The 11342-nt window shown below is 40.9% G+C and carries 16 protein-coding genes; 9 read left to right on the plus strand and 7 right to left on the minus strand.

Translation table 11 applies throughout. The annotated features are described in order from the left end of the window. Positions 1-270: 270 nt before the first annotated feature. Both V7L07_RS16875 and V7L07_RS16880 read right to left on the minus strand, forming a co-directional pair. Positions 271-432, minus strand: coding sequence for a hypothetical protein (locus V7L07_RS16875; RefSeq protein ID WP_335059675.1), 162 nt, complete (start codon positions 430-432; stop codon positions 271-273). A gap of 51 nt (positions 433-483) precedes the next feature. Next, positions 484-1386 carry a S1/P1 nuclease gene (locus tag V7L07_RS16880; protein WP_335059677.1) on the minus strand — a complete coding sequence of 301 codons (903 nt, stop codon included), beginning with the start codon at positions 1384-1386 and terminating at the stop codon, positions 484-486. Between the two features lie 218 nt (positions 1387-1604). Between V7L07_RS16880 and V7L07_RS16885 the strand changes: the two genes are divergently transcribed. Beyond that, complete coding sequence (locus tag V7L07_RS16885) at positions 1605-2153, plus strand: nuclease A inhibitor family protein (RefSeq protein ID WP_335059679.1); 549 nt, start codon at positions 1605-1607, stop codon at positions 2151-2153. 182 nt (positions 2154-2335) lie between these two features. After that, the gene (locus V7L07_RS16890; RefSeq protein ID WP_335059681.1) at positions 2336-2734 is read left to right on the plus strand and encodes a hypothetical protein; all 399 of its coding nucleotides are present in this window, start codon (positions 2336-2338) and stop codon (positions 2732-2734) included. Between the two features lie 1000 nt (positions 2735-3734). Here V7L07_RS16890 and V7L07_RS16895 read toward each other — a convergent pair. Further along, on the minus strand, positions 3735-4007 hold the full coding sequence (locus V7L07_RS16895; RefSeq protein ID WP_179069685.1) for a GlsB/YeaQ/YmgE family stress response membrane protein: 273 nt from the start codon (positions 4005-4007) through the stop codon (positions 3735-3737). 649 nt (positions 4008-4656) lie between these two features. Here V7L07_RS16895 and V7L07_RS16900 point away from each other — a divergent pair. The 4 genes from V7L07_RS16900 (at position 4657) to V7L07_RS16915 (ending at position 7902) form a co-directional block, all read left to right on the plus strand. Next, complete coding sequence (locus V7L07_RS16900; RefSeq protein ID WP_179069684.1) at positions 4657-4968, plus strand: hypothetical protein; 312 nt, start codon at positions 4657-4659, stop codon at positions 4966-4968. 377 nt (positions 4969-5345) lie between these two features. Continuing rightward, entirely contained in the window at positions 5346-5825 is a 480-nt protein-coding gene (locus tag V7L07_RS16905; RefSeq protein ID WP_335059684.1) for a hypothetical protein, read from the plus strand. Between the two features lie 268 nt (positions 5826-6093). Beyond that, positions 6094-7446, plus strand: a complete 1353-nt coding sequence (locus V7L07_RS16910; RefSeq protein ID WP_335059686.1) for an energy transducer TonB — start codon at positions 6094-6096, stop codon at positions 7444-7446. 204 nt (positions 7447-7650) lie between these two features. Continuing rightward, a complete protein-coding gene (locus V7L07_RS16915; protein WP_335059688.1) occupies positions 7651-7902 on the plus strand; it encodes an HU family DNA-binding protein in 252 nt (83 codons plus the stop codon). A gap of 41 nt (positions 7903-7943) precedes the next feature. On the opposite strand, the gene V7L07_RS16920 is transcribed toward V7L07_RS16915, so the two are convergent. Continuing rightward, complete coding sequence (locus tag V7L07_RS16920; RefSeq protein ID WP_335059690.1) at positions 7944-8096, minus strand: hypothetical protein; 153 nt, start codon at positions 8094-8096, stop codon at positions 7944-7946. A 58-nt stretch (positions 8097-8154) separates the two neighbouring features. Beyond that, on the minus strand, positions 8155-8505 hold the full coding sequence (locus tag V7L07_RS16925; protein WP_335059692.1) for a hypothetical protein: 351 nt from the start codon (positions 8503-8505) through the stop codon (positions 8155-8157). Positions 8506-8519: 14 nt separating this feature from the next. Between V7L07_RS16925 and V7L07_RS16930 the strand changes: the two genes are divergently transcribed. After that, on the plus strand, positions 8520-8756 hold the full coding sequence (locus tag V7L07_RS16930) for a hypothetical protein (protein WP_335059693.1): 237 nt from the start codon (positions 8520-8522) through the stop codon (positions 8754-8756). Positions 8757-8794: 38 nt separating this feature from the next. Continuing rightward, a complete protein-coding gene (locus V7L07_RS16935; RefSeq protein ID WP_335059695.1) occupies positions 8795-9127 on the plus strand; it encodes a hypothetical protein in 333 nt (110 codons plus the stop codon). A gap of 38 nt (positions 9128-9165) precedes the next feature. On the opposite strand, the gene V7L07_RS16940 is transcribed toward V7L07_RS16935, so the two are convergent. Both V7L07_RS16940 and V7L07_RS16945 read right to left on the minus strand, forming a co-directional pair. Next, positions 9166-9423: a hypothetical protein gene (locus tag V7L07_RS16940; protein ID WP_335059696.1), complete on the minus strand. Its 258-nt coding sequence runs from the start codon at positions 9421-9423 to the stop codon at positions 9166-9168. 191 nt (positions 9424-9614) lie between these two features. After that, positions 9615-10976 carry a TrpB-like pyridoxal phosphate-dependent enzyme gene (locus V7L07_RS16945; protein ID WP_335059698.1) on the minus strand — a complete coding sequence of 454 codons (1362 nt, stop codon included), beginning with the start codon at positions 10974-10976 and terminating at the stop codon, positions 9615-9617. 88 nt (positions 10977-11064) lie between these two features. On the opposite strand from V7L07_RS16945, the gene V7L07_RS16950 reads away from it, so the two are divergent. After that, a complete protein-coding gene (locus V7L07_RS16950; RefSeq protein ID WP_335059700.1) occupies positions 11065-11262 on the plus strand; it encodes a hypothetical protein in 198 nt (65 codons plus the stop codon). Positions 11263-11342 lie beyond the last annotated feature (80 nt).

Consider the following 11342-nt stretch of genomic DNA (forward strand, 5'->3'; position numbering starts at 1 on the left):
ACCTGTTCCTTCCAGGTGTGTCGAAATCTTTTCTTGAAATTGGCGCATGAACCCAGGTAATAACGAACGCTTCTACCATGCAATATAAAACTGCCCTAGACGAAAGCTAGAGCAGTTTTTGATAGAAGTAAATTATATAGGAGACTTTTAGTGTTGTCCCCGGTTTATCCATAGTAAATACCGTTATATAATACTATTCACCTCAAGTCTCGTGCTTTACGCAAAAAACGAATAATCTTGAAGCTGGCATTACAAACGATAGAAGTCAGCCTAAGCTAACGCATCATAGACGGCATCCGCGACTTTTAGCTTCTTCCCTGGCAGCCGACAGACTGGTTGCTGGTGATGGTATGTTGAGCAAGGAAATCTGGGGATGGAGAAAGTAGCGAAGCGATCGCTCTCAAAGTGTGGTAATCGCTCTAGTAAAATCAAAAACCACCCACATCATGTAGGTGGAGAACAAAAGAGATTGTATATCTTTTATCACTTGCCGAACAGCTTATTAAGCACATCAGCTAGACGGTAGCCTGCCAAGCTCATCCGGCGTTCTGCTATTGGTTTGGCGGTAGCAGCATAATTTGGCGGTAAAAGCTTTCCATTATTCTTGTCAGTGCTGCCAGAAAGCTTGCCATTGAGATATGCCTTTTGTTTTGCGATATTAAAACTCTCTAATTTTGCCCAATTATTAAATTGAGTCTCTCTTAATTCTGGCAATTTACTGCGTTGATAGTCGGCTCTTATCTTGGTTGCGGTGTTGCGAACAGTTTGAAAGTTTTCTGAGCCTAGTATGAGGTCATCCCAGAATTTATGCAAACTAATTGTTTGACTATCTGGGTTAACTCTAATATAAAAACGTGTACCACCTCTATCACCTTCTGGTTCTTTATACTGGTTAGTTATTAATTTGGTAGTATGCAATGGCTGATGCACATCTCCTATCAAATGGAATAACCAGCATATTGCAACTGCTTTTTCGCTGTTGGTAGTATTACTTTGAATAATATCAAGATTTTTTTGAAAAGCAAATATAATATTTTCTTCACCTGGAATTTCACGAGGAATTGAGTTTGAGGCATTGCTTGGTTGATAAGGAAAATTTATGTAGTGCCAAGTAGGGTGATCAAATGTTTGATTGCCACGGGCTTCATCTGCCCATTTTGCCGCCCACATAAACAAATACAAATTTTTATTTTCAGCAGAAATATTAGACTGATTAAGAGACTTCCACTGCTGCTCAAATTTAGAGTATTCGGGGTGTTCCTTCAAAATGGCAACCATTTTCTCAATTACTTCTTGATGATTCTGCGAGAGTTCCCTGTAAGCGATCGCTCCTGAAACCATGTGTCCAGCCTTATTCCAAGCAAAAGCTGGGTGCTGCCAAATCACGATTGTTGAGAATATTGTCAATAAAGAAAACTTCAGGGAATTTTTTGTTATGAAATAGATTTTTTGAATTGAAAGTCTCTTATTCATAATCATCTCGCTAATAATTGAGTATCAACACAAATCTTAACTTTATAATCGCACGAATCACCTGAGTCATTACCAATTCTTAAATATTGGCTTTTATACTGAATCTTGTTGATGAGCAAAGGTGAAACTGAATGAGTTCCAAAAAATTTTTTCTTGTGGCTTTTGGACTGCTTGTAGCAATAGTAATTAGTATTTTAACCGAGACAAAACTAATTGCTCAATCCACCACTGATTTAGCTTTAGCTTTAGCTTTATATCACGCTCCTATTCACTATCAAGACACAGATAGCACCAAGTATAGTGGAGACTACATTACACGATTTGATTACGATAACGATTGGCGAGGTACAAATAACTGGGATAACCTAATCCTTTTTCCACTTTCTGCTCATGCTTACTATTCTGTAGCTGAAACTTGTACTCATTGGTTCATTACATATTCTTTTTACCATCCTCAAGACTGGACTGATATTCCTTTTGAAGCTTTTTTGTGGTCTAATCAAGCTCAAGAACCAATAACCGCTCAAAAACTTCTCCAACTAACAGGGTATCCTCAAGATTCGCCAATAGAAGAAGTTGAATTAGAGTATTTTTTTAGGAATTGTGCCTTTGAACAAGAGTGGCATAATGAATTGCAGAAAAGTCAGTTTGCATTCCGAGCTAAAAACACAACAGGATGATAACTAACTGTGCTGCTTACGTAGGTTAAATTCTTATTAGTGTTAGATTATGTCTCTTGGTTGTGCGATCGCCTTGTCCTAGACATTACTTGCTTCGTGTCAACCTTTATAGTACATTTGTATTAAAGCTATAGAGTTAGCCTTATTCCCTGCCTCAAGTGTGGGGATTTTATTGTTTGGGTATGATGGCGGAACACCCACTTGATAGCGATCGCCAATTATTGGGTCATGATATTGAAGGCGATCAGCTACGCCATCGCTCTTTTTCGTATTTCCTCTCTTCTCTTCTTAGGCTGCGCCAACGAGACGCTATTCGTGAACGCTTGTATTCAGCACAGATGCTAGTAGTTAGCCAACCCAAAATTGCTGGGTGGAGGTCGGCAGAGGAGCAAGGGAGCAGGGGAGCAGAGGAGAGATTTGTACAAGTTCTTTCCCCCTTGCCCCTCCGCACCTCTGCCTCTCTGCTTGCCACCACGCAAAGTTACCTTGGCAGACTACTAGGGCGATCGCCTATTGCCAGAGGATTTTATTTTTTGGGTAAGAATTTTTATATTTATATATTATGTATGCTTGAACAGTGACTTTAGTCATGGATATATTTGTGACTTTTGTAAGAATATTTTTTTCAATAAAAGAGTTTTAATAATGTGAGGTAGAAACTAAATAATCTAAAATATATTGGGATATCGGCTTTCCATAAGCATCTGATAATTCCGATAAATTTATGGTTTTTCCTATTTCTATAAATGTTATTTAGGAACTCCTAATAATCGGTAATTCTCTTGGTTTAAAGAAGAAAAATGAGCTACTATGATTTTGATGAGCATTTCTGGTCGCCAAAAACTGTCTGTCTTCAATCAAAATTAGGAGATTCTAGCCGAAAATCTTCTTATAAAAACTTAATTAATCTTGTCCTAATAATATTGATATCTGTATGCACAGGCTTGTTAATAACAATTTTATTTAGAATCAGCAATAGCAATCTAGATAGAAATTTTATCAATAGAAATAATGTTGATGGTAATTGCTTGATAGTTAAAAGTAACAGTGGATTTCAAATTTATTGCTCGAAATTAGACTAATTTTATTAATTAAAAATTCCAAATTAATCGGAGAAATATACGGGAGCATGTGATGGCGGCGATGTCTGCGACGGGCTACGCCTACGCTTTGCTTCCTTTAGATTTCCTCTAAGAAAGAGGGCGACACTTCACTAGCCATAGTCTAGATTGGGCTAGACATCAAGTGCATACTACTAAAAGCGACACCGATAGCGCAGCGTTAGCGATGCAGGAGCGTCGCAGCCCCTCAAAGTAGACATCGCTTCCCCGTTGCTTTCGTTTCCTCTCTACAAGACGCTACTCGCGTTCGCTTGTATTTTATGAGGGCGATCCACTTCGTGGATCTTGCTTGCTACGCGCAGCGTTTCCAAGAGTTGCCCGTCGCAGACATCACCCGCTAACAAAAGAATAGCGCCAACCTAAATCCAGGCAGACGCTATTCTGTTACTTGAATTCAGGGAGAAAACATAGTGAAATGAGTTAAGAGATTTTTACGATTAATTGATTCCAATTTAATTTCTTAGATTGCACTGCGGCGATTTAGCAAGTTCCACAAGAAAACAGCGACAATTGCGCCAAGAACCGCTACTGCAATACCAGGAATGCTGAGTGTGGGGGCAGCTAATGTCAAGGTTCCTGTACTGAAGAATATACCCAGACTACCACCAACAAAAGCACCAATAATTCCTAATAAGATTGTTCCGAGAATTCCGCCACCTTGATGACCGGGGTAGATAGCCTTTGCAATAGCACCAGCAATTAGACCTAAAACAATCCAAGCAAGAATATTCATTGTTTTAATTCGATAGATGTTTTTCATCGACAAATACACGATACCAATCCCAACATTGACATTCCATCTACTAACAGAACCAATTATTAATAGCCTTGAGGATGAACGCTGTTACTTCTTGTGATATACCCACTAAATCCAATGAATAATAAATAAAAAAGCTCCTAGTAGGTCTAAAACTAGGGGCTTATTAATTCATTACTTGATAATTGCAGTATATGCATTTTTAATGATTTTTCTCATCTACTGGAAGAATTAAGCTCCAGTTGAAAGCAGATACTATCGGGCGATCGCTCTTGAGGTATAACTTTGACTCGCTTGAATTTGTTCAGAGCTATCACCCACCCCCAACACCATGACTGATACTAAAAGGGATTAGCTTCTGTCACCACTTCTGGCAAACGACTCAAAAGATACCAAGGACTATCAAGGTGGAGTGTGGACACTAACTCCGACCTTGAGTCCTGGTGGATGATAGACGAACACCCATCAATAAGGATTTATCAACTCGAAGTTAGGGATGGGGAGTGATGACGCGCTTAGTGACTTTAGTCATGTTTAAGTGGTGACATTTGCTAGATATCTTTTCTTGATTATGCAGAATATATTGACAATATACAAGTTAAGTAAAACAAGGATTAAAGGATATATGAACCGCTTAAAATCTCTTCTTCTTGGTGGTTTATTAGCTTCTGTTTCAATTGCTGCTCTTTCAACTCATGCTAATGCTTCTGTTGTGAATTTTCGCAATGAACATTTAAATACTAATACGATTGCTTTTAATAACGCTAAACTAATTCGTGAGCGTCAATTGCATGAACAGCAGGTTCGTGAACAAAAGGCTCGTGAATTACGTGAACGCCAAGCTCGTGAACAAAAAGCCCGTGAATTGCGTGAGCGCCAAGCTCGTGAACAAAAGGCTCGTGAATTACGTGAGCGTCAAGCTCGTCTTCATCACTAAAATTTGAATTTTTACTTGCTCTGCGGTAAGCGTTGGTGCAGCGTCTCGTAGAGAGCAAACCCAAGCCACACCAAATAGCCCGTCGTAGACACCGCATACAAAAGAGCTTGGTTATGAAATGACCAAGCTCTTTACACAAGTTCCTAAAACCTATTAAGCAGGCAAGGCAATAACCCAACTTACACTAAGAAATAAGGTAAAAATTTTAATTATTTCATATTAACTTAACGCAATTATGACAAACTTATAACAAAAGTATGACTAAATTTTTAAACTGGAAAGCCTGTCTAAAGTAAGGAAATGAAAGAAATTTATTCAGATGAATAATAATGATAAAATTTTGACAATCAAAACTCATAAATGAGGAAATTTATTATATGAATCGGATTTTCTCTCAGAGCTTACTGGGGTTAGCAGGTGCATCATTTTTTCTTTGTTCGTCTCAATCATCAATGGCACTTGTACCCTTAAACGTTGCAATTATCGTCAACAGTGGTTCTACAAATACGATTGGATACCGGATTTACGTATCACCGACTGGAGAAGTTAATTATGTTGATGGCAAAGGCTCTCATCAGGGGAAATTGTCCCAAAAACTCACAAAAAAGTTCTTTCGTGACGTGAAGATTGCTGAACCTTTATCTAATTTACCAGTTCAACAAAGTTGCGTAAAATCTGTTTCTTTTGGTACAACAACTACCATTAAGTTAGCCGATCAACAGTCGCAAGACATCAGTTGTCCTGGCAATCCTAAAGCTCAAATATTGGATAATGACGTTATTGCAATTGCCAAAGCTTTAAACGTAGTTAATGTTCCAAAGAGCCAAAGACAGCCACTCCCACCGCAGAATTTTTAGGTAGTCTTAGATACAAGATAGCCAGGGGAGCAACGCGAAAAAGTGAGATCCTCGTGAAATAGGCAGTTCTTGCTGGGGGGAGTAAAGAGATAAGTAAGCGTATTTTTTAATACTGAAATAGATTACTTATATACTTGTTTCTTTCTCTTCCCTTACCTCAAGAGCCTCCCTGCTTGTGCGAGGAATTATAGACAACCGAAAATAACAGAAACTTGTACTCTATAAATAGACTGCTGAGGATGCTATTAAAGAAAGTACAATCACACACATGGCTTCATTTGATAAATTTCTGTACCATCGGAGTGTGCGCCCTCTCGATATGCTCCAAGGTGTAGTTACTTCTATCGTGCTACACTCTATTTTTTTAGTGGGGAGCAAATATTGGTACAGAGCTTTGATGCATGAGCCAAAGCAAGAAATTAGCCAAGAGATTCCAATTGAGATAGTTGAAGTTCCTCCTCAGAAAACAGACATAACTTCTCCTTCCTCATTGAGGGCTACCAAAAATTCTCTTGCTGGCGGTAAAGCTTTGCCAAAAAGACCTATTTCTGTGGTGAAGTCAGCGAATCTGGTAGGACAGAAAGCCGATAACGAGCGTTCTTTTGACTTAACAGCCTCATCTCCTCTCAAGGTATTCCAGACAGAACGGCAGCAGCAGAAAACGGAATTACCAAATCGATTTGATCAACAACCGCAATTCAAATCTCCAAAAACGTCATCAGCATCTACAAGCAAGACACAAGTACCTAACTCTCAAAAAATTGTAGTAGTACCAATGACCACACCACTGCCAGTTCCATTTTTTAAAACAGCACCCAATCCAAAGCAAATACCTTCAGTACCTGTAACTACAGCGCAAGTACCTAACTCTCAAAAAATTGCAGTAGCACCGATTACTACGGCACAGCGAGCTTTGCATCTGAAAACAGCACCTTTGACAACACCTTTAGTACTTAACCCAAAACAAATACCTTCAGCACCTTCGACCACGGCACAAATACTTAATTCTAAGAAAATTGCAGTAGCACCCGTGACTAGACCACAGCCAGCCCAGTTGGGAAAAACAGCATTTGAAAGAGTTACGACACTACCAGTACCCAGGAATCCCAAGAAGTTAAGGCAGTCGAGAGTTGGATTCAGTGGGCAAACACCGACTCAAGCTCAGTCATCTCCAAAAACAGGTGCGGCAAGTTTGTTGGGTGGTACTGTGGGTGTATCTAGTCAGAATTATCGCGCCGACCAACTTGCAGCTGTGCCTAATTCTAACCGCGATCGCATTGGGACTTCTGGTGTTGATGCCAGCAGTCAAGATGTAGACCTCACCTCTTACTTAAACAAATTAAAGCAACGCGTTCAGCAGCAGTGGCTACCAGGAATGAGCCAGTCTAATCGGCGAACGGTGCTTAACTTCACTGTTAATCGTTCAGGTGAAGTTAACAATCTCAATATTGTACAAACCTCTGGATTTCGTGTAACTGATGAAGTAGCAATGAATGCGATACAGCGAGCTGCACCTTTTGCACCTTTGCCCACAGGATATCGCAAGAACTACATTGATATTGAATTTACATTTGATATCAATGTTTTTGGCGAACTAAATTTATCGAGGGATGGTGGCTAACAACGGGTAAACAGAGTACTTCCTAGTTGGTGATATCGATGAAATCTGCTATATAACCAAGGTTGAAGTTTTCTCCCAAACTCTTACCCAACAATTTTAAGGATGTTAATTTTCGCGTGTTGCTATAAAATTATTTATTTCCCCTTTATGAATAAGAGGTAATAATGCTAGATTTCCAATATTTGCAATACTTCAGGGTGATTTATGAACAAAGGTGAACTAGTGGATGCTGTAGCAGCAAAGACCAACATCACAAAAAAGCAAGCCGATGAAGTCATTAGTGCTTTTTTGTCAGTTGTTACCGAGGCTGTAGCTAATGGTGAAAAGGTAACACTGATTGGGTTTGGGTCATTCGAGCGACGCGATCGCTCAGAGCGCGAGGGGCGTAATCCAAAAACCAATGAGCCAATGACTATTCCAGCGACTAAAGTGCCTGCATTCTCTGCTGGGAAGTAGTTTAAAGAAAAAGTAGCGCCATAAAACATAAGTAAGCCACCCTACCCAAAAGGTTGCCCCCAGCGCTCCCAGTTCTCCTTATTAAATGGACTGCGCCACTTCAAAATAAGGCTCAACTCCAACTCTTGCCGTGCGCGTCGATCAACCGGAGCATCCCACCAAAATGCGGCGTTGACTGCTGGAGAGTAACCCATAGTGATAATGTAAATCCTGGTAGCTGGCGATGTAATCTTTGCAGGCGTGTATACCCTGTCATCGCTTGTTACTACGGCAGGTTTCCCCCACATACAAAATCAAACCAGCCGCCGAGTCAATGATGAAATAGAGACACGCATCACCTGGGCTGTTTGCTGGCATCCTATAAAACGACATTGGCACAAGCCGCAGTAAGAGTGGATCAATTTGGTCTGGATCGCAGTGCTTAGGGGTAAGGTCAAATAACGCCGTTTGCTGTGGTGGTTTGTTCTCTCTCACCTTCTGCTGATATTCAAAAATCTGAGATTTCCACTTCAGCAGCGCCTCAAGACTCATTAACAGTGTCTTTGCTGTGCGTGCTGGTGTGACGGTCAAATCAGAAAATAAATTTAGCTGGTTGGGTTCCAAGGTGATTAATGGGAATGTACAAACCAGTAGATTATCGCCCACAACTGGATGGAGTCAAACCTGTTAGCAGCTTACTAGTAGTTCGCCAACCCAAAATTGCTGGGTGGAGGTCGGCAGAGGAGCAAGGGAGCAGGGGAGCAGAGGAGAGATTTGTACAAGTTCTTTCCCCCTTGCCCCTCCGCACCTCTGCCTCTCTGCTTGCCACCACGCAAAGTTACCTTGGCAGACTACTAGAGCGATCGCTGTGTTGATTTTGGGCATTTTAAAATAGCGTTTACTAAATACAGCTATGTTTAAAGGATTCGGTGGCCCAAAGAAAAAATCAGTGCTTGAGGACAATGAACTGACTACAGGCATTGTACAGCACCCAGTTACGAAACGTTGGCAGACTTGGATATCATTTACTGGTCATGATATTCAGTGTGTCACTGCCCATAATCAGCGAGAGGATGCTAATAGAGTGGCGAAACAGATTGCTGATGCTTGGAGTGAAGGGAAATACAAAACTGGGGAAGAGGTAACAGCTTTTATTAAATCTCTGCCGACTGATGCTGTCATAGATCCATTGCCCCAAAATATTGTAATGCAATTAAGTCAGCAGGCATTAAGCGCAAGGAAGTAGTTAGAGCGATTGCTAGGCCAACGTCTGCGATGAACGCTCTAAACAGTATCATCCATCCATCCGCACTCTGGATTTTGACAGTCCCAATGCACCCGTGCTGACCAGTCCCGATCAAATTCAGCACTACACTGGGGGCATCTACCAGTAAACATTGGATGCCAATCAAGTAACTCCAGTTTTTGTTGTTGTGTCCACCGCTGTTGTGGTTGCACAATTAACTCGCCGTTGTAATAAGTGGCTCCTTCTGGTTCCCATAGTTCTACTGGTTCGGCCTTGGGGTCTTCTCGAAAGTCCAAGCAGATGTCAGCAACTGATCCATTAGGATGGACGGTACAGACAAGGTGAGGATTATGTGAGTATAAGAGACAGCAATCGCACTCTCTTTAGTTTCGGCATAGTACCAGTTTACTTCCTGATCCAAGCGATCGCTTGTTAGTTTGACTGTATGGTTGTTTCGAGCGTCACAAAGAAAAAGGGAATTGTTGGGTCACGAATCAACTACAGGTAATCCTGCCAGGGCCATTGCTACTTCTTCTGCACTATATTCAGTATCAACAAGCCGTCCAGCTTGATAATCGATATAAGCTTGCATATCAAAATGTCCATGACCGCAAAGGTTGAACAGGATAGTTTTGCTTCTTCCTTCTTGTTTACAGAGTAAAGCCTCGTCAATTGTTGCTTTGACAGCATGATTAGCTTCTGGTGCTGGTAAAATCCCTTCTGCGCGGGCAAAAGTTAATCCAGCAGCAAAGCAAGCGAGTTGGTATTCAGCACGTGATTCAACTAATCCCAAATTCACAATATGGCTAACAAGGGGAGCCATACCGTGATAGCGTAAGCCTCCAGCATGAATTCCTTCGGGAACAAAACTACTACCTAAAGTATGCATTTTGGTAAGTGGGGTTAAGTGGGCAGTATCACCAAAATCGTAAGCATATTTTCCACGAGTCAATGATGGACAAGCAGCAGGTTCAACAGCTATTACTTGTATATCTCGTTCTCCTCGCAGTTTAGCACCGAGAAATGGGAAGGCAATTCCGGCAAAGTTGCTACCGCCACCAGTGCAGCCAATAACAATATCAGGATAATCTCCTGCCATTTCTAATTGAGTCAGTGCTTCTTGACCAATCACGGTTTGATGCAGGAGTACATGATTGAGAACACTACCTAAAGCATACTTAGTTTGTTCATCAGCAGCAGCTACTTCTACAGCTTCACTAATAGCAATCCCCAAACTGCCACTACTATTGGGATGTTGTGCAAGAATTTCACGTCCGGCTTGGGTTTGAGTGCTTGGGCTAGCAACGACCCTCGCGCCGTAGGTTTCCATTAAAGCTCGGCGGTAAGGCTTTTGCTGGTAGCTAACCTTTACCATATAAACTAAGACTTCTAAACCGAATAGCGCACCAGCAAAAGCTAGAGATGATCCCCACTGTCCGGCTCCCGTCTCAGTAGTTAGCTTTTTGACTCCAGCTTGTTTATTGTAGTATGCTTGGGCGACCGCAGTATTGGGTTTGTGGCTTCCAGAGGGGCTAACACCCTCATATTTGTAGTAAATTTTGGCAGGTGTATCTAAAGCTTGTTCTAAACGACGGGCACGATAAAGAGGAGTTGGTCGCCACTGGCAATAAATAGAGCGGACTGCATCTGGTATTTCAATCCATCTTTGTTGGCTAACTTCTTGCTCAATCAGTGCCAATGGAAACAAAGGTAATAATTCATCTGGTGTAATTGGCTTACCAGTAGCAGGATTTAAAACTGGTGGTAAGGCTTGTGGCAAGTCAGCTTGGATGTTGTACCAAGCTTTTGGCATTTGGTTTTCAGTGAGAACGTATTTAATCGTGTCCATATAATTAGGTGATGCACAACAGTAAAATTGTACATTTACGATTCTCCAAGAAAAAAGTTAACTTTTATTGTTTTTCAAGAGGTTAGTTATGACAAAAGAATATATGGAGTCTTTAGAGGCAATTGTTGATCAATTAACATTAGCCGCAGTTCTAGAAATGTTAGAACGAATCAGTCATAAAAAAGCAGAAAATCTCAGAAATCATTGGAAAGATGAGGCTTCTGCAAAGCTTTGGGATAAAGCTGCCAGACAGATAGAACAGATAAATATTGTATCCGCTCGGTAAATCGGGGTAGAAACAAAAAATCAGAATTTAAATTGGTACACACTGGGTTATAGAATATGAGATATGACGCAAAAATCATC

This window comes from Nostoc sp., from assembly GCF_036916985.1.
Lineage (GTDB): Bacteria > Cyanobacteriota > Cyanobacteriia > Cyanobacteriales > Nostocaceae > Nostoc.

Bases quoted from the DNA above. Each gene is read 5' to 3' on its own strand.
- V7L07_RS16885 (WP_335059679.1), top strand. From the start codon at position 1,605: ATGAGTTCCAAAAAATTTTTTCTTGTGGCTTTTGGACTGCTTGTAGCA.
- V7L07_RS16890 (WP_335059681.1), top strand. From the start codon at position 2,336: ATGATGGCGGAACACCCACTTGATAGCGATCGCCAATTATTGGGTCAT.
- V7L07_RS16895 (WP_179069685.1), bottom strand. From the start codon at position 4,007: ATGAATATTCTTGCTTGGATTGTTTTAGGTCTAATTGCTGGTGCTATT.
- V7L07_RS16900 (WP_179069684.1), top strand. From the start codon at position 4,657: ATGAACCGCTTAAAATCTCTTCTTCTTGGTGGTTTATTAGCTTCTGTT.
- V7L07_RS16905 (WP_335059684.1), top strand. From the start codon at position 5,346: ATGAATCGGATTTTCTCTCAGAGCTTACTGGGGTTAGCAGGTGCATCA.
- V7L07_RS16910 (WP_335059686.1), top strand. From the start codon at position 6,094: ATGGCTTCATTTGATAAATTTCTGTACCATCGGAGTGTGCGCCCTCTC.
- V7L07_RS16915 (WP_335059688.1), top strand. From the start codon at position 7,651: ATGAACAAAGGTGAACTAGTGGATGCTGTAGCAGCAAAGACCAACATC.
- V7L07_RS16920 (WP_335059690.1), bottom strand. From the start codon at position 8,096: ATGGGTTACTCTCCAGCAGTCAACGCCGCATTTTGGTGGGATGCTCCG.
- V7L07_RS16930 (WP_335059693.1), top strand. From the start codon at position 8,520: ATGTACAAACCAGTAGATTATCGCCCACAACTGGATGGAGTCAAACCT.
- V7L07_RS16935 (WP_335059695.1), top strand. From the start codon at position 8,795: ATGTTTAAAGGATTCGGTGGCCCAAAGAAAAAATCAGTGCTTGAGGAC.
- V7L07_RS16945 (WP_335059698.1), bottom strand. From the start codon at position 10,976: ATGGACACGATTAAATACGTTCTCACTGAAAACCAAATGCCAAAAGCT.
- V7L07_RS16950 (WP_335059700.1), top strand. From the start codon at position 11,065: ATGACAAAAGAATATATGGAGTCTTTAGAGGCAATTGTTGATCAATTA.